13 protein-coding genes are annotated in these 24203 nt (G+C 38.7%); 4 read left to right on the top strand and 9 right to left on the bottom strand.

Translation table 11 applies throughout. The features are described from left to right. The first annotated feature begins 8 nt into the window (after positions 1-8). Complete coding sequence (locus Q4575_RS10535; RefSeq protein WP_215963663.1) at positions 9-1517, top strand: sulfatase; 1509 nt, start codon at positions 9-11, stop codon at positions 1515-1517. Between the two features lie 138 nt (positions 1518-1655). Here the strand turns inward: Q4575_RS10535 and Q4575_RS10530 are convergent, their stop codons facing one another. Continuing rightward, the gene (locus Q4575_RS10530) at positions 1656-4478 is read right to left on the bottom strand and encodes an Ig-like domain-containing protein (RefSeq protein WP_303522890.1); all 2823 of its coding nucleotides are present in this window, start codon (positions 4476-4478) and stop codon (positions 1656-1658) included. Between the two features lie 917 nt (positions 4479-5395). Between Q4575_RS10530 and Q4575_RS10525 the strand changes: the two genes are divergently transcribed. The 3 genes from Q4575_RS10525 (at position 5396) to Q4575_RS10515 (ending at position 12238) form a co-directional block, all read left to right on the top strand. Further along, positions 5396-8806 carry a TonB-dependent receptor gene (locus Q4575_RS10525; RefSeq protein ID WP_303522888.1) on the top strand — a complete coding sequence of 1137 codons (3411 nt, stop codon included), beginning with the start codon at positions 5396-5398 and terminating at the stop codon, positions 8804-8806. Between the two features lie 38 nt (positions 8807-8844). Continuing rightward, a complete protein-coding gene (locus Q4575_RS10520; RefSeq protein ID WP_215963666.1) occupies positions 8845-10383 on the top strand; it encodes a VCBS domain-containing protein in 1539 nt (512 codons plus the stop codon). Between the two features lie 85 nt (positions 10384-10468). Further along, entirely contained in the window at positions 10469-12238 is a 1770-nt protein-coding gene (locus tag Q4575_RS10515; RefSeq protein ID WP_215963667.1) for a VCBS domain-containing protein, read from the top strand. 206 nt (positions 12239-12444) lie between these two features. On the opposite strand, the gene Q4575_RS10510 is transcribed toward Q4575_RS10515, so the two are convergent. The 8 genes from Q4575_RS10510 to Q4575_RS10475 all read right to left on the bottom strand — a co-directional run bounded on the left by Q4575_RS10510 (position 12445) and on the right by Q4575_RS10475 (position 24001). Next, complete coding sequence (locus Q4575_RS10510; RefSeq protein ID WP_215963668.1) at positions 12445-13029, bottom strand: gluconate 2-dehydrogenase subunit 3 family protein; 585 nt, start codon at positions 13027-13029, stop codon at positions 12445-12447. Positions 13030-13152: 123 nt separating this feature from the next. After that, positions 13153-13284 carry a hypothetical protein gene (locus Q4575_RS10505; RefSeq protein ID WP_303522885.1) on the bottom strand — a complete coding sequence of 44 codons (132 nt, stop codon included), beginning with the start codon at positions 13282-13284 and terminating at the stop codon, positions 13153-13155. An 18-nt stretch (positions 13285-13302) separates the two neighbouring features. Continuing rightward, the gene (locus Q4575_RS10500) at positions 13303-14031 is read right to left on the bottom strand and encodes a DUF1080 domain-containing protein (RefSeq protein WP_252736835.1); all 729 of its coding nucleotides are present in this window, start codon (positions 14029-14031) and stop codon (positions 13303-13305) included. 119 nt (positions 14032-14150) lie between these two features. Next, positions 14151-15917, bottom strand: coding sequence for a hypothetical protein (locus Q4575_RS10495; RefSeq protein ID WP_215963670.1), 1767 nt, complete (start codon positions 15915-15917; stop codon positions 14151-14153). 263 nt (positions 15918-16180) lie between these two features. Beyond that, on the bottom strand, positions 16181-17917 hold the full coding sequence (locus tag Q4575_RS10490) for a GMC oxidoreductase (protein ID WP_215963671.1): 1737 nt from the start codon (positions 17915-17917) through the stop codon (positions 16181-16183). A 53-nt stretch (positions 17918-17970) separates the two neighbouring features. After that, entirely contained in the window at positions 17971-20244 is a 2274-nt protein-coding gene (locus Q4575_RS10485) for an Ig-like domain-containing protein (RefSeq protein ID WP_303522882.1), read from the bottom strand. 388 nt (positions 20245-20632) lie between these two features. Next, positions 20633-22189: a BNR-4 repeat-containing protein gene (locus Q4575_RS10480; RefSeq protein WP_303522880.1), complete on the bottom strand. Its 1557-nt coding sequence runs from the start codon at positions 22187-22189 to the stop codon at positions 20633-20635. 48 nt (positions 22190-22237) lie between these two features. Next, a complete protein-coding gene (locus Q4575_RS10475; protein WP_303522879.1) occupies positions 22238-24001 on the bottom strand; it encodes a sulfatase in 1764 nt (587 codons plus the stop codon). Between the last annotated feature and the right edge of the window lie 202 nt (positions 24002-24203).

Raw genomic sequence — 24203 nt, 5'->3', positions numbered from 1 at the left:
TAAGCAAGATGTATAAATTAACAAAAAAGCCCGTAATTCACTTTAAGAAAGGATTACTCAAAATAAGCTGTGTAACATTAACAGCCTTAGCGTTAGTCAGCTGTTACTCTTCAACAACACATACTAACTCCGATGCTAAAAATACAGTCAACACTAAAGATAATCAAAAACAACCGAACATACTATTTATTCTTGCCGATGATCATCGTTGGGATCTAATTGGTAAATATCACTCTATTATAAAAACCCCGACACTCGACCAACTTGCAAATCAAGGCACTGTTTTTAAGAATGCTTTTGTTACGACACCAATTTGTGCTTCGAGCCGTATTAGTATTTTAACGGGGTTAACAGAACGGACGCACGACTTCACATTCAGTCGCCCAAAAACAGGAAAAGTGGAATCGGCCAATATGTACCCCGCAATATTGAAGAAAAACGGCTATCGTTCGGCACTTGTGGGTAAATATGAAATCAACATGTCAGGTCAACATAAAGATAGATTTGACTATTTTAAACCGCTATTGCACGAGAAAACAGGTGAGTTTAAAGGTAAAAATTTGCCACAGACTTATTACATTGCTGAGTTGGCCAAAGATTTTATCGAACAATCCAAAAATACAAACCAGCCTTGGACAATGTCGGTAAACTTTTGGAACCCCCATGCATTAGACAAAGATAAAGAAGATCAATTCCACTACCCGCCTGAATTTGAAAACTACTATTCAGATGTCACTATTCCACCTGCAAAATTATCTGACAACGAATATTTTGAACAGTTACCCGAGTTTTTACAATTATCGATTGGCCGCGTTCGTTGGGAGTACCGTTTCAGCAACGAAGCCATGTACCAAAAAATGGTCAAACGTCATTACCGAGCTATCAGTAGCGTCGATAAGGCCGTAAGTATGTTGATCCAAAAACTAGAAGAGACTGGCATGGCAGACAATACAATTATCATTTATACCGGCGATAACGGGTATGCATTAAATGAACGTCAACTTGCTGGAAAATGGTTTGGTTGGGAAGAAGATCTACGTGTCCCTCTCATCATTTACGACCCTCGTAATAAACAAGATCAAGCAAAAGAAATCACAAAGATGGTGCTCAATATCGATATCGCACCAACGATTTTAAGTTTGGCCGGCGTTGATGCACCACAAACATACCAAGGGAAAAGTTTACTCCCTATGTTAAATGACAGTGATGAAATACAAGACTGGCGTACCGAGTTTATGTTTGAGCATATGTATCAGCCTAAGCGCGTGTTCATTCCACCCGTTGTAGGTGTCAGAACTGAAGATTGGAAATATTTCGACTTCCATAAGCAAAATCATGAGCGGTTATACGATCTGAAAAACGATCCTGATGAAACAACTAACCTAGCAAACGATCCGAAATATCAGCACGTGTTAAAAACACTTAGCGAAAAAACGGATTTGTACATTAAAAAATATGAACAAGCTAGAACGGATGAAGTTAAGCAACGGCCCTCTTTCCTAAATCAACGGAATTAAAGTCCCTTTTATTAATGTACTCAAAAACAAAAAGCCTTTGTCATTTGTATGACAAAGGCTTATTAAATTAATGATAGAAACTATAACAACTACTTAATTACAAAAATTTAACTGCGATATTTAGTTATTCTAAAAAGTCTACCTATCTTTAAATTTCTGAAGATGCTGTTGCATTATCATTCTTCTCAATACTGCAAATAATCCAAGCATAAACAATATAAATGGCATTGTGGAGCCTCCAGAACTGTCGCTGTCCTTTGGTTTATCTTCGAGGTCATCCTTTTGTGATTGCACAACTTTTTCCTTTACGATAATTTGCATGGTCACTTCCGCTGTAAGTCCTAAATTATCAGTTGCTACCGCTTTCACCACATGAGACCCAACGGGTAAGTCTGTTAATGAAGAATCAGTTTGTGTCCACTGATACGGGGCCGAAGTCAGCGTTGAAACTTCTACATTATTAACAAAAAGAGCGACTTGCTTTATAGAGCGCGTGTTCATTGGCGAAGACGCTGTAACGTCAATGGTCAAACTATCATAACCTTCCTCAACTGTTAGTGTTGAGTCATTAAAACTAACTAAAGGTGCCTGAATAGTTTCTTCAATAATTAAATTAGCTAAAGCTTCTGCCATTAAGCCTTCACTGTCGGTTGCCACAGCTTTAATAGTATAAGAACCGACTGAAAAATTGAGTAATTCTTCACTAAGCGATGCAGAGTGCCCCCACTCGTACGGAGCAACAGCCTCCTTGCGAATCAAATTATCGTCGACATACAGTTCCACATTTTCGATAGTTCGTCCTAAGACTGGCGTCGAGGCATTAACACTAAGTGAAAAACTATTATACCCCTCAAACATTGTGTAAATGTCCTGTGGGAAAGTGACAATCGGAGTTGGGTCAATAACAGTCAAAGACATCGTCGTTTCCGCAGTCTCTCCCTCACTGTCTTTAACAATGGCTTTTAACTCATAGGAGCCGACACTTAAATTTTGTAGGTTAGGCTCTTCGAATGACCATTTAAATGGCGCTGTGTTCTTTGTTGATATCAACGTTTCATCTAAATAAAGGCTAACCTGCGAAATAGTACGCGTATCATTAGGAGTATCAGCAATAACGTTAATGTCGACACTGTCATACTCTTTTAACAAGGTGATATTGGTAGTTAAGAATGCAACGGTTGGCGCTGACTCCACAACGTTTACCGTCATAAATGCTTGAGATGTATCACCAACATTATCAACAACTACAGCCTTCACTTCATAAGAGCCTAGCGTTAAATTTTGTAACGCTAAGGTACTTTGTGTCCATGTGTAAGGAGCGGTATTCAATGTTGATATAAGTTCTTCATCTAAATATAAAGCCACACTTTCAACATATCGCGCGGGATCGGTTACAGAAGTCATTGCCGATAATGATATGTTGGAATAGTCTTCAACCAATGTTATTTCCGTTTTTTCAAAGTTCACGCTTACTTGAGAAATATCTAGGTCAATAATTTGGATATAAAGTGGGAGAGAATTACCCACCCCTTTTTCCATTAAGTAGTAATAAACTTTTCCATCCTTAATATAGATGGTTCCATGAGCAAACGTTGGTCCGTCTGTTGCTTCATAAACTCGAGTAAACTTATTTGTACCGCCTGTTGCAACTTCAATATAAGGTCGACCTCCGCTAAGTCCAATGACATATATATTGTCTCCAGCTGTATAAATCGATGAGGCCCCAACAAAATTTGTGTCGATAATAAACTTATCCGATCCGGAAGGTTTATAAGAATGGATATAGACTTTTTCTTTTGGGATATCAGAAAAACCAAATTCGGCAGCTTCTGAAGAAGAGTTATTGGTTTGCACTAAACTGATTATATGAATATCACCGCGAGCTGTTACCGTCCAATCGAAATCTTGAACAATATAGACTGAGTTAGGTTGTTCATGAGATATATAATCACCAGGCTCGAAAACTTTTATCTCATCAGAGTTAACTAACGGCCAAGTCATTGGGTCGCCATTGTGATTGAACCATTCTCCAAAACCTTCAGGATGATCAGAATACGCATAATAAACACCATTTTGATATTTATATTTATCGTCGTTGTCACTACTTCTTTGCTGGAAACCAACTCTAAGTTTTCCGTTCAAATACTTCATGTTGCCATACAGGCCCCAATTGTATTCATTCCCCGCATTTTTTTGATTGTTTAAATTAAATTTTGTAAATGTAGACCAGGTTTCTGTTTCAGCATTATAACGGTTAAACAAATAAGCCCCATTGTTGTTGCCTCCTAAGCGCATATAGAGCAATAACGTACCGTCTGAGGTCGCAAAAAACTTGGGATATGTCAGACGGGCAAAGTTTGCTTTATCAGCAATGTCGCCCGTCATAGAAAGGTGTTTGTAATCATTCTCACCTTGACTAACAGCACTTGTATCTTTAACAAATTTATCTAATGTAAAATCGCCATCGGCAACATCTGCTGTACCTGCAACACTGTATGAGTAGCGAAAGAAATCATCTTTAAATTTGCCATCATGATTATTGTCATCATAGGCGTGCATGTCATAGACCATGTGAATGGTTCCGTTAATAGGACTAACAGCCAAACCTATCGTATTATGTGACTCACCAATTAACGGATCGCCCCTGAAGCCGGTGTGCTGGTGCGGAAATTCAATGTCTACTGTGCTACCGGTTACAGTATTAAGCCTAGTTAACATTACGTGGCGGTCATCTTTACCGCCACGGTACCAGGTCATAAATACATAGTGTTTATAGCTTTTAACCGCATCTCCATGCGCTGAAATACTGCGTCCAAAGAAAAAATCATATTTATCACCAGTATTTGCAGTATGTACATTTCCATAGTCAAGATCGACGCCATCAAAATATAACCCATTATCGGCAATTTTTACTTGAGTTTCTAATGTCACTGCAGCGTTAAGTTGTAAAGAAGCTAACATCAACGAACCTGAAAACAGACTTATTAGCTTTGCAAAAAAAGTAAAAAGAACAGTGCAAACAGAGTTAAATATAGCCAAATTCTTTGTCGGCGACCGTTTAAATTCTATCAACCGGCTTATATACGTTTTAATTTTATTCACTATTAAACCTCATTTATTATCATTTTTATATTGTGTTAAACGGGGTTAAACCAGTTATCGCTATATAACAGCAACAATGTTCGACTATTAGCCCCCTGTAAATGTGCTAATTTTAATTCGAACTGTTTTACCACCATGTACAATGACACTAACAGTCAAAATAAATCATTACAAACCATTTGAGATCATATCAGTCACTAAAACAAGTGTTGGTGAGTGATATATGATAAAAATACAAAACAGCTTCTAGTTCTGCCATTAACAAACAAGAAAATAAACACTTTAAATACATAAACTTAAACGAGAAAATCCCATTTGAAAAGTAGTAGCGGCCTACAGAACAGCGGTTTACAACGACAATTAATCATGGTTTAAGCACAAACTAGAGTTACCATTTTTACTTTTTTAATTACGTTTTTAATTTAATTAAACTCGGTATTTCGAGTGCAATAAGTTTTAAATTCAACATGAAAAATATGTATGCGGTGACCACCAATGGTTAAGAAACACTCAACACAACACAAGAAAAACACAGCACAACTAAGTTAAATCAACAACTTAAAAAAACAAGACATTAAAAAACGATTGGTAAAAACTAATTATAGGAGCTGTCATTTCATTAATTTTTTTTCTACTGTTTAAAGACAAAATTAATTAACCCGACAAATTAAGTTAATTTATGAGCTATATTGATTATTTATGACCGCTAATGTAGTTTGGTTGTTGCACAATAAAAATTATAAATAAAATTAGTTCCAATCACAGGCGAGAAGCTCATGGGAAAAATAAAAACAAGTAATACAAATATTAAACACAAGTCGAAACTACTCGGCTATTCAACAGGTGTTTTAATGACTTTGTTTGCACCTTCAATTTTAGCTGCGGAAATTCAGGCCGCCATTGACAGCAAAAATAAAGAATCTAAAGATTTAGAAGTTATTGAGGTAACAGGCATTCGGGACTCACTCGAAAATGCTCTTAATACCAAGCGCGAGGCGGATTCGATTGTAGACGCTATATCTGCCGAGGATATTGACGGTTTGCCAGCCCTTGATTTAGGGGAAGCATTACAGGCGATTCCTGGTATTCAACTTAATACTGACGATGGCTCAAGAAATTCAGAAATTAATTTACGTGGATTACCAGGTGGATATGCAAAAGTAACGGCTGAAGGTCAATCTTTTGCAACACCTAGTCGTAGCCAAGGAATAGTTGGAAACTCAAATCCATTTGGCGCTTTTGAGGCCGGTGTTTTTGATGGCGTTACAGTTATTAAAGCCCCTACTGCTGACATGCAAGAAGGTGGTATCGGCGGTATCGTAGACAAAAAGTTACAACGAGCGCTCGGTAAAAAGGACGGACAATATTCCTTTAGCGTTGGAAGCCGATATGAGGAACTCGCAGATAATTGGGATAAGACAATTAAGTTTTCAGCCTCTAAGCATCTGATCAAAGACAAGCTCGCAGTAGCATTTAAAGTTTCAGCTTCAGAACAAAACTTTCGTCGTGATACGGCAAATTTCACGCAATATACTTCATTAAATACCGTAGATAATAATTCAATTAAAGACACAACATTTATTTCAGCCGACGACTTAAATGCCTACAAGTCTCAACATGGCATTACCGATCCACTTGCCATCGTAAAAGTCATAGGCAAAGCTGGTCAAGTTACCGAAAATTCTCGTGGAGACCGTATTTCAGCCACTGGTAATATTGAATTTAAGCCAACAGACGCATTTAAGATCGGTGCAAACTTCCTTTTCACAAAACGAGATTTAGGTGAAAGTAATATGGAAGATGTGCAGTTTTATATTGATAGTAACGATAATAATGGCAACCAAAATACGCAACGAGTAATTCCAATCGGAGCGCCTATTCAATTGAGCAATAACGCTAATCCGGACTATGTTGAAGGATTACACCACCCAGACTTAGCAACAATTCCTGTCTATGCCGTGACTCATGCAGAAATGACGAACGTGTCCTGGACTCCATCTAATCGTTTATCATCAAGTAAAGAAGAAGCTAAAGGAATTTTTCTATATGCAGATTACCTCACCGACAATTGGCATATTGACGGTACGATTAGCGTCTCAGAGGCGGAAAGTGAGGGTATTCTGACTGGCTTAGACTTGAGACATACCAACAAACGTAATAATCAGTACTATACCGATTTAGACAGTGGTGAGCGACTTAACTTCTCGCCAACAGGTATCAACGGGGTCATTAATACGGGTAACGGTAACTTAAATAATGCCTTTGCAAGTATTAGTGGATATGACGATTATCTTTATTCAGATGTTAACGGCATTTTCAGCCAAGTTGATCCAGAAACAGGCGAACTTATATATGATCTTGGAGACAACGCGTGGAAACGCTTTGGCAATGGTTGGGAATCAGTTCCACTTACGAGTTTTGGCAGTAGATTAGATCCTAAAATCAATCAGGGCGATTTAAATGATTTCCCAGCGGGTTATTTTCCAGCCGCTCCAATTGCTTTAACTCCCGAACAAGAAGCAGCATTAACGCCGGAACAAATCGAAGAACGCGCCGCTCAAAGCCAAGCAAGAGCTGATGCTATCGCCAAGTTTGGTGGCAAGTCACTAGATTACTATGTTAATGGTCGGGTTACACGTCCGATTCGAGAGTTTGAGTCCGGTGAACTTAATTTTGAACGTTATTTAGAAATTGGCACTAGTGCATTTTCTTTTACCAGCTTAAAGTTTGGTGCGCGTCATTCTCGTGAAACACTACAAGTTGAAGATCTTCGTGTTGGCGGAGGCGGCATGAACTTGTCACAAATAGGCCGCGATGTCCTATACAAAGAAAAATTATCTTCTGATGAACAAACAGTCTACTTTAATGGTGACTATGCTGGTCATTATGGTTCAGATGCAGGTTGGTCAGTACTAGATTCACAACATTTAGCGACTATTGTTCAACAAGATATGACCCCTTATGATCCACAAACAGGCGAAGTTGTCGAGAATTACGATATTGCCGATCCAACAGGTTTTCCAGTTAAGTTAGAAAATGCGACTACATCGCCAGCTTATGGATTAAACCAGTTTTATCGGAATAACTTTTATGCCGATCAAGCGATAAACGCCGTATATTTAATGGGTAAATTTGAAGGTGAAATCGGTAACATTTTATACACAGGTAACGCCGGTATTCGTTACGTTGAAACGACTAATGACGTTATTGGTCAGGGATTTGATGATGAAGGAAAAGGTATCGCAGTATTAGTCGAAACTGATTACGCAAATACATTACCTTCATTTAACGCGGCCTTTGAATTATCAGAAGACATTGTTTTAAGAACTGCTTATTCAAAGGCGCTTGTAAGACCTAATTTATTGTCTCAAACCCCAAGCCCAATTAATGACAACGGCCGTTCTACGGTTAAATTAGAAAATGCAAAAGCGGAAGTTCTGCCCTATACCGCACAAAACTATGACTTATCATTAGCTTGGTATAATCGTGAAGGTTCTGCCATCTCAATCGGAATGTTTGTTAAAGACATTGAAGGTAAAATTCAAACCCAAACCATATGTCCTGTAGGTGAACACGAAAAGTGGGACGTTGGCGAGTTAGAGCACATCGACGATGGCTCTTCTTCAGGTCTATGCCAGGAAATCGGAGAATTTGAAACTGACGACGGCGAAATTCTTACTAACCGTAAAGTCACAATTAAAGAAACGTTCAATAGCGATATTCCAATCACAGTTACAGGATATGAACTTGCGATTCAGCAAAAGCTTGACTTCTTACCTTACCCTTGGAACGGATTTGGCGGCGTATTTAACTTTACCAAAATTGACTTAGATGAAGGCGAAGGTGCGCCTATGACTCGTATTGCACCGCATTCAGCAAATCTAATTGGGTATTACGAGAACGATGGTTTCAGCCTTCGCTTGGCTTATAACTGGCAAGATGAAAAACTTTTAAGTACCGACGGCGTTACAAACTTCCTTGGAAGTGATGCCCGTACTCAAACCTCAGGTGGTCGTCTCGATTTATCCGCGTCATACAAGTTTGCAAAAGGGTTTAATTTCAACTTACGAGCATTCAACCTAAATAACCGTCAGGAATATGAATACATAGGTGGTAACGAAGACGCCATCAGTCGAATTCGTTACGCCGGGCGTATCTATACTGCTAGTTTAAGTTACAGTTTCTAAGCAATCATAAGACGAAAAATATTTACAGGACAATTAACATGAAAAAAGAAATCTTAGTTTTGTCTATGATTGCCAGCCTAACGGGTTGCGACCTAGACAACAGCGAAGCAAAAAAAGTACCTGCTGATTTTAATAACGAGTTTACAACTAAATTAGGTTTTGACGGCACATCTGGCGAAGGCCTAGACGTTGAAATAACTTTCGGCCATGGTTCTGCTTCGGGAGTAATTGGTGTCACCGACGTTAACTATGGAGAAGCTGATCCCGATTACAGCTTAATTCCTGAAGCTGAATTTGGCACTTTTATAATGACAAAAGAAGGTGACGGTGTATGGACTTACGATTTGGATGAAACTCATCCACAGGTAGCGGCACTGCAGGGTAATCCTTCGGCCTCTCTTACCGATTCGATAACTTTGACGTCTCTTGATGGTACAACTTCACAGTTAAACATCATCATTAACGGCACACCTGCTGATAGCCCCGCTGAATTTCGGGGAGCAACAGTTGCCAACGTATCTCTGACCGAAACATCCGCCTTTGGAAAAGCCGAAGTTTATGATGAAAATTTCGAACAGTCTATGTTTAAACCTGTTGATGAAGTAGGTTATGAAGTTGTAGCAAAATATGGAACTTTTATAATTCATGCCGATGGTCGTTGGGAATATGAGTTAGATAAAAGACACCCTGATTTACAGACCTTAGTAACACCGGAAGACGCAACGGACGAAACTTTTACCATTTATTCTGCAGACGGTACTGAAGTTGAGTTTAAAGTAAATATTACCGGTGCGCCTTTAAATTTTGCTGTTCAAATTCCTAGTGAAACTGATCAAACCAGCATTTTTGCAATTGATTTTCTCCACGGAGGCTTGACCCCTGAGGATGTTAATGATGGAAAAATTACATTTAGAGCTAAAGTAACAGACGATTTAGCGACATATGGCAACTTTGGTTTTACCTGTAGCAGATGGAATGGTAACAATGATGGTGGTGGTGATAACCGAAGGCTAGCTCAGTTTTGGATGCAGCCCGAAGGGCTATTTGAAATGTGGTCTGCTGAAATAAGTCCGGGTGGAAACTATCAAAATGGGTCGGCAGACTACGCAAAAGATGAAAACAATCAGTTCATAACCGAAAAAGTCGTGTTCGATCAAATGTTCATTCCAGGCGAGTGGGTCGAGCTTGTAATGTCTTGGACATTTAGTACTGCAACAAACTTATCTTATATCACATTATCTTTTGACGATTCAGTAGCAACCTCACAACATGGTGCGATTCCTGATGATCCAAAACAAAAAATAGTGGCCCAAACGGTGGCTGGAAGCTCATTATACAAATGCCTTGATGAAGCTCGTTTCTATGTAAGAAAAAATGTCGATAACGGCGGTGTTGGCGCAATGCTAATTGATGACATTAAATTCTACAAAAACATAGATGCTGATATAAAGTTTGATACTCCTGACTTTGAAGAAAGCTTTTCTAATAACAGTGATGGTGACCCGGTAAAAGCATCTGGAGAACCTCGTTATCAAAATGTCACGACTGACAATATTTCAGTAGTTCGTGATCTGTAATAACGAAAACCAAACCATTCATTAAACACAGGGGAGATTTACTTCCCCTGTGATTAGAAAAGAAATCGTAAGAAGGAAAACAATAATGAAAAAACAATTCCTAACTTTAGCAATTATCGCCGCTTTAGGTGCATGTAGCAGTGATGACGAATCTGGCGTATCAACGCCAACCCCTGCCGACATAACAGGTGACAAAACAGGTACAGCAACAAAAGCGGCCAATGCGACAGGAACTTTGACCGTAAATGACGTAAACCCAGGTGAATCTTTAGTTTATCCATCCACCACCACTGGACTGTATGGAACATTTTCCATTAATGCTGCCGGTGAGTGGGAGTACAAAATCGATACCGCTAATGAACAGATTATTGCGCTTGTTAGCGCGGCAATGGACCCACTAGTCGAGTCACCTTTTACCATTACTACAGCTGACGGTACGACCGAAAACATCTCTATTTCGGTCGCTGGTATTGACGTTCCTGCTACATTTAGCGGAGCTTTGAGCTATTCTGTTGTTTATGATGATGGTAATGCCAATGCAACCGTCACAGTACAAGATGATAACCCTGCAGAAGCAAGCTTTGCACCCGATCAAACCCCTATTGCAAATTACGGTGCAGTTACGTTTGATTCGGTCTCGGGTGAGTGGATGTATGATTTAGATGAAAGTATTGAAGCAGTTAAAGCACTAAATTATGTTGAAGATACTGACACTCCTCCATCGGTGGAGGATACTTTTATTATTAAGTCACTAGATGGCACTGAGCAGGTTGTAACAATCCGAGTTTTAGGTTCTCAGCTAATTGATGCTGATATCGACGGTATTCCAGGTGGGGTAGACGTCGAACCAGAAGAAGGTCAAGAGCCGGTTCGCAACCCAGATGTATTTGTTAATATAAATGCTGGCAATGCAGATGGGATGCTAATTATTACTGACCCCAACTTTGAACAAGAAAAGTTTGAAGTAATGTCGGATATTACTTCGACATATGGTACCTATTCAATAGATGAGTCTGGTTCATGGACGTATACATTAAACGAAGAACTTGATGCAATTAAAAATCACAAAGGAGACGGTGTAACTTTACCCGATCCACTGATTGATGAGCTAGCAATTTCGTCAGCAGATGGCACAACTGCAACTATTCCTATTAATATTAACCCGCTTGTCGGCGGTAATTTAGCAGCCCATCTAGGGAGCTCTGATGGAAAAGATGCTAAATGGGCCATTGATATACAGGACTTAACAGCTGTTCAAGGAAAAGCCTCTTTTATTGGTGAGTATCCCAACGAATCAACAAAAGATGTAAAATTGATATTTAGTGGTAGCAAATGGAAAGGCAAGGAGCTACATAGGACTTATCTTGCTTTAACGGTGAGATCCAATGGTGAGTTACGTTTGAATAATGAAACAGGTAATGGTAAATACCACACATTAGATAATACAATTGAGAAAGGTAAACCATTTTTAGTGGAGTTCACTTGGGATAGTTCAGCGGGTACACCTGCTTTACTTTCTTTGTATATTGATGGCAATCCGATTTCCTCTGATGCGATGACAATTAATGAAGACAATACCTTCTCGTCAATGACCGTTGGTGGTAGCCTTCAAAACAACGGCCCTGGTTACTTCGATGTGCAAACTAAAGGAGGCTCTCCATTCATAATAGACGACTTCACACTCTATTCTGATGTTGCTGGCAATACCGAGGTATTTAGCGAAACATTTGAAAGCTCAGATGATAACGAGTTTTTAGAAGGTAAAGAGTTTACTTATGACAAACTGTATACTTCAGGTTCGAACGGCTCTACAGCTAATTCAGCGTCACTGGTAATTCCATTGACCAAACCATAAACCTGTAGAAGTTATTCTCATAACTAAAGCGCTACTTTTGTAGCGCTTTTTATTTTCTGTCACTAAATAAAACAGAAGTAATTGAATTTATTTAATATGTTTTATCTATATAGTTTACTCTGACCTAACTCAATAAAAAAGCGCCCGTAGGCGCTTGCTCAATCTATATGTGACCGATTTACGGCCAGGTGGAGCGTTAATTATAACTACAAATAATCAACACGCCCCTGAGCTTGAAATCGCTTTATATCTTTTTCTGTGACACAACCTCGATAGGCACCTGGAATTAACATAAAGTCAGGATTTGCCTCTTTAGATGAATAATAGATCTGGAATATCATCTCTTTTAATTTACGGTAACGCTTTGACAAGGGGGTATTCGCATCAGCAAATGCCCTACTGTCCATAAGTTTGACTAAAGACAAACGATCGACAAACGGCAGCTGTTTATAAGGCGCACTAAAAGTGTCCTCAGCTAGCTTCTCGATTTGACTTATCAAAATACGAAACTGGTGTTTTGTTTCTTTACCGGCCCAAGTTATCATCATTCCGTCCAAAACAGGGATCACCTGCGCATCTGTCGCACCGGGAGTGTCTGTTTCTGGGATCATGATTTCAGCGACATCGACTAAGGTGGTCATATCTTCTGCTGTAAAAAATTGGCCATCATTCGTGACTTCAAACAGCGCGTTAGTAGGATTTGAAATGCCAGCAAGTAATGGAGCTGAAACCACAAGCAAACTAGAGCCGATAAATATTCTGCGGCTTATATTTACACATTCTTTTGTCATTTTATCCTCTCTTTAATTCGTAACTGGCGTTCTATCATCGATACCTCGGATATCCAGTACATCAAATTGGCCCTTCATCACATTCGTAGAGCTATTTCCGCCAATTTTTAGTTAGTACAAACATTAACTCATGACGATTTTTATATCGCGCTTAGTTGGTTTATCTTTTAGCTTATCTTTTAACTTATCTTTTAACTTATTTTTTAACTTATTTTTTAACTTATCTTTTAACTTATCTTTTAGTTCAATTTTCAAGATACTTTATCCGAGGGATCAATTTAGTTCGGTAATCTCAACATTTCTAAATCGAACGACGTTATCCGTAGTGCCTGTTTTAAGTAACTTTTTGCTACCATGATGTTGCAGACCAATAACGCCTACTTTATCTTTGATATCAATTACATGAGTTGTTAACACATCATTGATGTAAATTTTAATTTCACTTTCAACACATTCGATTCGGATCGAATTCCAATCAAGGTGTTTATATGCAGACATATGTTTTTCAGTCCATTGCGGAATAAACGACTTAATAAAATCACTATCGCGCTGCGACCGTTTTGGATTAGAGTGCACAGGGTGTAGCCATTTCCGACGACCTTGATCAAAAAAACCACCAGTCCATTTACGTGGACTAGGATCTACTTCCGCCTGATAACCCACTACATATTTGCCGTTATCCCCTTCCTTTATTTGTCCTCTAAAAATAATACCTGAATTACTATATTCCTTGACATTAGGCATCAAAACTTCTGCTGTAAGGATAAAATTCCGATAGCTTTTTTTTGTTGTAAAAAACCAGTTTTGAGTGGATTGTAATAACACTTCCCCTTCAACAAATCGAGCTTGCCCATATGAGTAGACATTATCAAAATGGCTTAAATCCTTATCTAACAATAGCGTTTTATTTGCCTTTAAATTATTACTGCTACAACCTATGAGCAATCCTGATAATAAAACACAGCCAACTGCTAATTTCTGTTTATCTATAAATTTTTTCAAACCAAACTCCAGTCTAAATACAACAGCCCCAGCCTAAATACACAGACTAAAATAACTGTCCAGCATATCTTAACTGCCATAAACGATAATAATTTCGAAGGGTCGCCTAATGAAAATGTTCAAATAGATTCGACAAATCGTACCTCTATTTTTTGAACTGCAAATGAGGGTAACTGAGTAGGTAATATCACCCACGTTTCTCCATTAGGCTCTACCACAATGTTATGATCCTGCCATTCAGTCCACTTTAAGTCCTGTGACTTAGCATATTTGTGTCGGTTGTCTAAATAGACTTTAACTCCTTGTTCATTCAATAAACTCATAGGCGAAGCTGTTATATGAACGCCAGCTTTGCGCCAGCCACCTTGGCTTTCATCAACTAGTGACAAAGGGAACTCTTGATAGAATTTTTGATGAGCAATGTTACTTTGATCAATGGACCCGATTCGATATTTAAAGCTTGCTTTCGATGGTGTGTTTATCTTTAAGCGAACATCGACATTTTCAGGTTGGCGATACGTAAAGTCTTTTCGGTTAAAATTGTAGATCAACACATCGTAATCTTGACCTTTAGTAGATTTAGTAAAAATGCCATCAATAATATTGCTATCATCATTACTAGGTCTAATGTCAGATACTTGATTATCAAAGATTTGATTCCCCAACATTGAATATAGAGCCAATTGCGTCAAAGCTTCCGGCGCATAATGGCCTCCTGTTGCATTGCCCCATTGATAAACATCTCTGATATTGTGGGTTAACATCATCTTTGCAAACATAGCAAAAAACGACGCACTATGTGATGTTTGAACACTTTCAAACCCACCACGTTTCATCTTAATTATAAATTTGAATTCATGTATTTCGAAGTTAGCTTTTTCGTTCCAATCTGGGTGCGTTGTAATTGGTGCAATATCATGTTGATAGACATATTCCATATCCATCTCATGGGGTTTAGTAATATGTGGATAATAAGAAATAGCAATAAAATCGTAGTGTACATCATGAGCCTTAGCCCAAGAGACAAAGTGCCTTGCATAAGAATCTTCTTTATTTCCAGTATAATCGACATAGCGCCCTTTGAAAGATGCTTCTCGAAAGTGTGTCCCTATTTTTGCATTAGGCAGAACCGCGTGAACAGCCTTTACCGTATTTTGGTAGTGAGCAAAAAATTCCTCTCTTGTAGCAGACCAATGCTGAGGCCGAGTGTCAATTTCTGAACCGACACGAAACCGCCAGGATAAAACAACATCCCGCCCATAATGTTCAACTAGATGCTCCATAAACGCTTTTATATAGCGAGCCCACGCATCAGAATCATTAGGTGGTAATGAATTGCCGTAAACAGCATTTGCGTCTTTTTTTAAATAATGAATGCCATCTGGTTTATCAACTAAAGTTAAGCCATTTTGAAACGCCCAGGGCGGGTTATCCAAAACAATCTGAAAAATGTCCCAATCTTTATCTAACCATTTATCGATCCGTTTTGTAGCTTGAGTAAAATCATATACATACTTTGAACCGTCCCATTTATAGGTATCTGCCTCGGTGTTTTTTGATGCCCATCCCCCTAACATACGAACGGTGTTAACTTTCGGACGGCGACCAAATGTGGCGGGAACCGAGTTAGGTGAGCCTTTATGGGTACGAACTGCAACATCAAAAAAATCATACACCTGACTATTTATAGTTGAGTCGACAGTATAGTCAGCAGATAAAATCACATCTGCACCTTTGTTAATACTGTTAACATTAATAACTCCAATTCCACGGCCTTTGTTCACCGCTTCATATGAACAGCCGGTAGTTAGCAGTAAAACGGTGAAAATACACATTAGCATCTTTATTTTCACAATTACTTTGTTTGCACTTATCTGTATTTTCAATTCCCTATCCTCTTACTAACCTAAAATAACGCGCATTTATGTTTAAGCGTTTAATAAATCACTTTAAATCAAACAAACCATAAATAATCAAAATTAACAAAAACAAATCACAACATGTCAAATATAATAATAAATGGATTTATACACAAACCTGAATCGTCTCAATAAAATAATATTTTAAGCCGTAATGAGGTTGAACTGATTAACAGGGATTAACCGTTCAACCCATTACCTGCTTGTGACAAGTCTTTTGCCTTATTTAACTACAACATACCTTTGTTCATTAAATCGGCTGCATAATCTGCTGCTCTTGCTGTTAATGCCATATAAGTTAAAGAAGGGTTTTGTGCAGTGCTAGACGACATAGCCGCTCCGTCCGTGACAAACAAGTTTTTTACATCATGAGTTTGAGACCATTTATTTAAAACCGACGTTGTAGGATCAGATCCCATTGCTGCCCCGCCCATTTCATGGGTCCGAGCACCGAGCATAATATGACGTTTATCAGGTTCAATTTTTACTTTGATGTTTGTGCAGCCCCCGACTTCCAACATTTCACGTATATCGATGGCGGCTTGTTTAGTCATTTTTCGCTCATTGTCACCAATCTGAGCATCGATATGTAATTGCGGTATTCCCCATTGATCCGTTTTTGTGGGATGTAACGTCGCTCTGTTGTTATAGTTCGGCAAAATTTCCGCATACATAAATGCTCGAATTTTCCATTGCATCGGTTTACCGACTTGAGATTTTATTGCGGCACCAATACCCTCACGTTTCGCTGCGTTACCCGTTTTAGCTCTTGCTCCCGCTGTAACTTGAAATCCATAGCCTCGGACAAAATCAACATCGTCCGTTTGTTCATGTCTATAATTTGGAATATAGGTAGCAATTGGCCGGCGACCTATCGAAAACTTATCTTCAAAACCAGGAATGGTTGCTTCAGCACGTACACCGGTGAAATGGTCCATAATGTATCGCCCAACCGCACCGCTAGAATTAGCAATACCATTTGGAAAGCTTTTTGATTTTGAATTTAGCATTATCTGAACCGAGCCTAATGCAGAAGCACAGAGAAAAACGACCCGAGATTTATAACTGCGTTGCTCTTTAGTTTTAGCATCAACGACAGTTACACCGGAGGCGTTCCCTGACACTTCATCATAATCCACGTGCGACGCTATTGCATCGGTAACTATAGTTAAATTACCCGTACGTTGAGCACTCGGTAAGGTGGCGGATAATGAGCTAAAATAAGCTCCAAACGTGCAACCTCGCTTACAATATGAGCGGGCTTGGCATTGCGCTCGCCCCAATGATTGTTGCTCTGTAGTCGGCTCTGTCAAATTGGCTGTACGGCCAATAATCAAACGTCGGTCTTCATAATGTTTTGCTATATTGTCGGCAACGTACTTCTCTGCACAACTCATTTCCCAAGGCTTTTGAAATACGCCATCAGGTACCGTCTCTAGGCCATCTTTATTACCTGAAACACCAATGTATGACTCGACGTAATCGTACCAAGGCGCTAAATCTTCATATCCAATTGGCCAAGGAACCCCATACCCATCTTTTTCATTAGCTTCAAAATCTTTTTTGCCCCAACGTAACGACATCCGCGCCCATGTTAGAGACCGCCCTCCAAGCTGGTTACCGCGAGTCCACATAAATGGTCTATCTTTTGGGTATGAATATGGCATTTCTTTTTCATCTGCAAAGAAATGCATAAACTCTGTTTTGAGTTTGCCGAATTTTCTTTTTAACATCCGATATCGGTTTTCTTCATCAAAGAATTCCGACCCTAAATTTCGGTTTTGCAACTCCCAAGGCGATTGCATATCTTTATATTCGGGACCACGATGCTCGACATGACGACCTCGTTCAATAACTAAAGTTTTAAAACCCTTTTCGCAAAATTCTTTTGCAGCCCAGCCTCCAGTAATACCAGACCCGACAACAATAACGTCGTACTCTTGAACTTCTGTTTTATCGCTTAACATCTAAATAAACCTTATCTTTTATTCTTAATCCTTTGTGCCTTAGGCAACAAGATTTAATTTCTATTCCAGATCCCGAAACGCTTATTTCGTAATAACAAACAAAATAACATCAAATAATTAATGCTTATTGCGCCACCAGAGGCTTCACTCTTTTTGTCTTTTGAATCTTGATTTTCATTGGGATCTACTGCTTCTATGTCGTTATCTTGATCGTCGGAACTATCTACTTCTTCAGTAATCGACTCGTCCACCTTTTGTTCAACGGTAACCGTTAAAACATTTGAATTGACTTTTTGTTGGTTTGCGGTTGTTGCAACAAGATCAATCGCATAATTGCCAGCTTCTAGAGGTACCCAATTAAATGAATATGGTTCACTTTCCGATTGTTGAACGACTTTATTATTGACGCGCAATTCAACAAGTTGGGTTGTGCCAATATTTAATTCAATCGTACCGGTAATTGAAATCACCTCACCAATGTCATAAATTTTATCGTCAAGCTCGTCTAATATCGCTTTAAATATAAAAATATCTGGAGTGATGTTAAACAATAGTGGTTCAGAAGATTTAATCGCTCCGTCATTTCTCATTGCCATCGCAGTTATTGCCTGAATGCCGTAATTTTGGGGCTGCCAATTAAATTGAAATGGCGCAGATTCATCCACGGATATTTCCGTACCATCAACATAAAATGTTACCGACGTAACTTGTCCGCTATTTGTGTTTGGAATAGCTTCTAGTTTGATTAATTCATTTTGTTTAAATTGGTAAAAATCAGATCCATTGGATAATTCAAGTTCGAAACGATCTAACGTTAACTCAACCTCTTCAAGTTCAATGGTATTGATAGAAAAAGGCGGTAAAGTGACAACATCTGTACTAGGCAAATTAGATAGCGGACGGCCCTCAATTGGCAATACTCTTTCTTCATCTAGTGTTTTAAAACTCATTGCTGAATGAGTCATTTTTCCACTATACAACTGAGTATCAAGTTCAATCGCTAACGGCGTTGATTGGTTAGTCAAATTAAGGACTAACAATTGGATCTTACCGCTTTTTGTTATGGCTCTGCCACTAATGGCTTTTACCCCATCCGCCAACTCACTTGTTTCAATACTGCTGCCTAGCATCACTGCATCTTGTAGTACTTCACGAATAATTTCGTGCGCTGATCCAAAAGCAGTTTTCTCAAGCGGATATTTAATTCGAGGCCGTTCTACACCTGATACTGACGTATAAGTCTCCCAAACAAGAAAGGAATTGAGCTGACCGTTTACGCTGAACCAATTTGCTCTTTCATATGTTTCTTGATTTTCACTCATATAGATATAAGCGTCTAACATTCCGAGTACAGACGCCGCATTGGCTCCCCCCGAGTTGACTCCCCATTCCGTCAACCACACAGGTTTATTTGGTGCAACGACTTTCGCATAGTCATTAACAGATGCAGCTAAATGATAACGTGCAAGCAGCGCAGTGCTATATGCTTCATCACTGGTAGTTTCATCATCGGGGTTGGCGCCCACGTAAGTGTGCACTGTAACAGCATCAAAATAGTTTGATTCCTTAGTTACATCTTGGTTCCAATTCGGGTTGGCCCAATTATCCCTGCGCAATAATGGTATAGACAGCTGTATGTTTGGGTTATGAAATTTTAATGCGTCAGAAATAGATTTGGCGCGTTTAATATACTCAACCGCATTTGGAATAATTGAGCTACGTTGGCCGGGGTAAAAATTTTCATTTCCTAGTTCAATGTTTTGAACATTAAATTCACGATTAACTAAATCCCAATATCGTTCGACTGAATCTGGGCTACCATCTTCAAAGTCAGGACCATCGGCACTCATATTGAATGTCCATACCATGTCATAACCTTCACCTAGGTTATTTTTTCGCAGCACATTTAAATCAGTTAAACCGTCAATGCCGACTTTCGTATCGTTTTGTTCAAACACTTTGATGCTAGATAAATGATCAATTTCTTTACTTTTAAAACTCCCATCAGAATGTTCGTATCGAAATGTATCCGTACCAAAAACTCGAGTTCCATCAGTGCGCCAATCATACCAATTCGCCCATATCCCATGAGGAAAACGAATTGTCGTTGGATTAAAAGTATTTATTAACTCTTGTTCGGATTGACTAGTGAACTTAAAAATATTGGTGCCCAACAATTTATTGTTAAAATTTTCTTGTTGGTTTGAATCGATCTTAATTTTTGCACTTAGTTGTGCTGGTAACTCAAACGGGTAGTCTGAAGAAGCAGCCAAAGGCGATTCAAAAAAAAGCGGTACTAGGCCGAAAAATAGAATTTTTTTTAACATGCTCTATTGCTCTCTTTTATAATTTTTATGACATTGCTGCAAAAAACGAAATTAGTATATTCAATTTATTACACAAACAGGTCATTTTAAATCATAATGAATCAAATATTTTCACTTATCAGTTATGTTATTTCGTATATTTTTTAAGTCACAATAGAATTTGTAGGAAAACGAGGCTACTAACAACTGACCTTGTTATGATGCTAGTTATAATAATCCTAGTAATGAAACAGCTCATTTAACAATGACGACAAGCTTTACACATAACTCTGACAGCCTTCTGTTATTGAAGATAAGTCGACGCTCTTATAAAGTTAGTAACAACTAACGTTATAAGAGCGTAAAAGCTTTTAAACACATCCTTAAGTAAGCGACTTTAGGCCGGTTATTAATTGACGATGCCTAAATCAATGATCTGTAAATGCAGCGGCAAAGAAGAACCCGATCCTCGTTCCATCAAATAATAATATAATTTGTCATTTGCGATATGCACAACTCCATGGTCATATTGCAAACCGGAGTTTTGCTCGTAAATGCGTTCAAAATTATTGGTACCGCCTTCGGCTTTCTCCACATATGGGTAACCATTTTTTAGCCCGATAATGTAAATATTATCGCCAGACGTATATATGTTACTCGCGCCGGTAAAATCTGTGCTCGTAATGAATTCGGCAGCGCCCGCCGGTTTATATGAGTGTAAGTAAACTTCTTGATAGTCAGCTCGATGGGTATCTGTTGAACGCACTTTACTAATGAAGTGAACATCACCTTTAGCGGTAACGGTCCAGTCAAAACTACCGACGATAAAAACAGAATTAGGCTCTGTGTGAGTGATATAATCACCCGGTTCAAATACCTTAATTTCATCGGAATTTACTAATGGCCATGTCATGGCTTCTCCGCGGTGGTTTTTCCAACTGCCGACGCCTTCCGCATGATCTGAATAGGCATAATATACGCCATTCTGATATTTATACTTGTCGTTATTGTCGCCACTACGTTGCTGAAAACCTACTCTCAGTTTGCCGTTTACATATTTCATGTTCCCATAAAGTCCCCAATTATAGGCGTTGCCTTTTAGAGTTTGATTATTGAAATTGAAGTCGGTAAACGTTGACCATTTTTGTGTTTGAGCGTCATATCGATTGAAGACATAAGCACCGTTATTATTGCCGCCTAAACGCATGTAAAGTAACAAGGTACCATCGGTATTAGTAAAAAACTTGGGGTAAGTTAATTTTGCAAAATTATCCCTATCAGCTAAATTTCCTGTCATTGTTAAATGTTTGTAGTCGCCAACCCCCTGACTAACTTCGCTAGTGTCTTTAACAAACTTATCTAGCGTAAACTCTGAATCTTTAAGTTCTGCCGCACCTGGCACACTATACGAATAACGGAAATAATCATCTTTAAATTTACCATTATGGTTATTATCGTCATAAGCATGCATGTCATAAACCATATGAATAGTGCCATTAATTGGGCTGACTGCTATACCGATTGTGTTATGTGATTCCCCCACCAGTGGATTGCCGCGAAAGCCCGTATGTTTATGTGGAAACGTAATAGTTTTTACAGTGCCCGTTTTTGTATTGTAGCGGGACAGCATCACATTTCTTTCATCTTTTCCGCCTTTATACCAAGTCATAAAAACATAATGTTTGTAAGTTTTTATGGCGTCGCCGTGAGCCGATATATTGCGACCAAAAAAATAATCATATTTTTCACCGCTATCAGGCTCTTTAAAGTTACTAAAATCTAAGTTTTCGCCATCAAAGTGTAAGCCATTATTCGCAATTTTGACTTGTTGATCTAGTTTGACATTAGTAACAACGTGACCTGTAAAACTCGAACAAGATGTAACTAAAAGGGGCACGCAAACACAAGCTCCAAGTAGCAACGACGTGTTCAAGTATCTCGCACACAACTTCTTAATGTTGTTCATATATCCCCTCATATAATTTTTATTTTATTGATTTAATATGATATTTAACTAATTTCGAGAAACTAGTTTACGGCTAACTAATTGACTTTCTTTATAGCCAATTCGATGGGCTACTACGTCGATTGCGATGGCATTATTTCGTGCAATACTATTTTTATATAACTTCCAACCGCTCAATTTGCCATTCATGTCTGTTAACTGATAAGAAAGCACCGCTCCTGGGGTAGCACTAGATAAGGTAATAAATTTATCGTCCAATGCCACCGTTGGTGATTGGGTAACAGGTTGTTTTAAAGCTCCTCCCCACAATTCAGATATCAACTTTGACTCAACTCGATTGGGTTTATCACCAATATTTTGCAGCCAAGTTGTTAATTCAATACGCAGCTGTTTTGCTATCGAACGATATGCAGGGTCGTCAATCAGATTATTTAGTTCGTGTGGGTCATTCAGCGTGTCAAACAATTCCTCTGCTGGTTTTTCATTACGAAACCACTGAGCTTGAGCAGGAGTAAGTTGCTTATCTCTATGTAACCGCAACAGTTCCTGCATAGTAGGAATTTTTTCTCGATAGGCTACAGGTAAATAATAGCCTTGCTGAGGTCGATAGTTTCGAATGAATTTAAAACGGTCGTTTTTTACGGCTCTAATTACGTCTGTAAATCCATCAAATCGGTCAGCAGCTGCATGAATGTATTCTCGTTGCGTTTTTTGCTCCCCCAAAAAGGCTTTACCATGCATGTGGCTTGGAATACCAATGTTAGCTAGGCTTAAAACCGTTGGTGCGAAGTCAACAAAGCTAACCATTTGTTCACTTTTTTCGCCTGCATTTATCGCATCGGGGTACCGTATGATAAAGGGAACTTTTAAACCACTGTCATAGATTAGACGTTTTTGTCTAGGTAAAGGACCACCGTGATCGGAGTAAAACATAATAATAGTCTCGTTATATAAACCATCATCGCGTAACTGTTTTAGTACCGCAGCTATTTGTCTATCAGTCTCCGCCAAATTATTATACATTTTCCAAAAGTCTCGACGAACAACTGGAGTATCAGGTAAATATGGTGGGATTGGAAAATCAAGATCTTTAGCAATATGTACAGCTGTGTTAGCTTCGTCGGACTTAACTAAATGGTGTTTAGGTAACTTTGCAATCCTTTCAACATCATCAGAAAAATAATGTCGAGATTCAATTTTTCTAAAGCCATAGGGTTCAAACAATCCAGATTCATGCGTTGTTGTAAAGTTAACGACAGCATAAAAGGGCTGTCCTTCTTTACGATTTCGCCAATGAGCATAAGGACCACTTTCATCCCAAGCCGCTCTCGGTGCCGTAAATTGGTAATCCGTTTTAAGATTATTAGTCGTATAATACCCATTTTCACGCAAGTACTGACTTAACATTTTAGCTTGAACTGGAGGGACAGCCTCATATTTAGGTAACCCAGTCTCTTTAGTGTTAGATGTTGTTCGCATATTATTGGCGCCAACGGCGGATGGATACATACCTAAAGCTATTGCCGCCCTACTTGGAGCACATACTCCCGAGGTGGAGTAAACGTTTGTGTAAGTCACACCTTCTTTCGCGAGTTGCGAAATTGCCGGTGTCTTAATGGTTTCATCGCCATACATTTCCAAGATGGGACTCATGTCTTCTACTACTAGCCACAATATGTTTGGCTTCTTTTCCAGACTACCATTTACATTGCCTTTTTTAGGCAGATGATCATTAGCACAAACGCCTGTACTTAACACTATGAAACAATAAACTAAAATAAATTTGGTGCTCAAGTTAAATATATTCAACACGAACTCTCCATATCAGTGACTAATAATTTGTAATATACAACAATATACAATCATATAAAATCAATAATAATCACTTAAAATCACAATCGCTAATATTTAATAGTTCCAACTCAACCCTCTATTCAAAAAAATAACATTAATTTTCAATATGATATAAAACAAAAACAAAACGTAAAGTTCATTTCGTTTGTATTACCTCTGT

It is taken from the genome of Psychrosphaera sp. 1_MG-2023 (assembly GCF_030548245.1).
Lineage (GTDB): Bacteria > Pseudomonadota > Gammaproteobacteria > Enterobacterales > Alteromonadaceae > Psychrosphaera > Psychrosphaera algicola.
The sequence above is the reverse complement of the archived record's forward strand: the minus strand, read 5'-3'. Positions and strand labels throughout refer to the sequence as shown.

Excerpts from the sequence above, each read along its gene's own strand:
- Q4575_RS10510 (WP_215963668.1), bottom strand. The coding sequence starts at position 13,029 with ATGACAAAAGAATGTGTAAATATAAGCCGCAGAATATTTATCGGCTCT.
- Q4575_RS10480 (WP_303522880.1), bottom strand. The coding sequence starts at position 22,189 with ATGAACAACATTAAGAAGTTGTGTGCGAGATACTTGAACACGTCGTTG.
- Q4575_RS10515 (WP_215963667.1), top strand. The coding sequence starts at position 10,469 with ATGAAAAAACAATTCCTAACTTTAGCAATTATCGCCGCTTTAGGTGCA.
- Q4575_RS10535 (WP_215963663.1), top strand. The coding sequence starts at position 9 with ATGTATAAATTAACAAAAAAGCCCGTAATTCACTTTAAGAAAGGATTA.
- Q4575_RS10520 (WP_215963666.1), top strand. The coding sequence starts at position 8,845 with ATGAAAAAAGAAATCTTAGTTTTGTCTATGATTGCCAGCCTAACGGGT.
- Q4575_RS10525 (WP_303522888.1), top strand. The coding sequence starts at position 5,396 with ATGGGAAAAATAAAAACAAGTAATACAAATATTAAACACAAGTCGAAA.
- Q4575_RS10530 (WP_303522890.1), bottom strand. The coding sequence starts at position 4,478 with ATGTTAGCTTCTTTACAACTTAACGCTGCAGTGACATTAGAAACTCAA.
- Q4575_RS10485 (WP_303522882.1), bottom strand. The coding sequence starts at position 20,244 with ATGTTAAAAAAAATTCTATTTTTCGGCCTAGTACCGCTTTTTTTTGAA.
- Q4575_RS10490 (WP_215963671.1), bottom strand. The coding sequence starts at position 17,917 with ATGTTAAGCGATAAAACAGAAGTTCAAGAGTACGACGTTATTGTTGTC.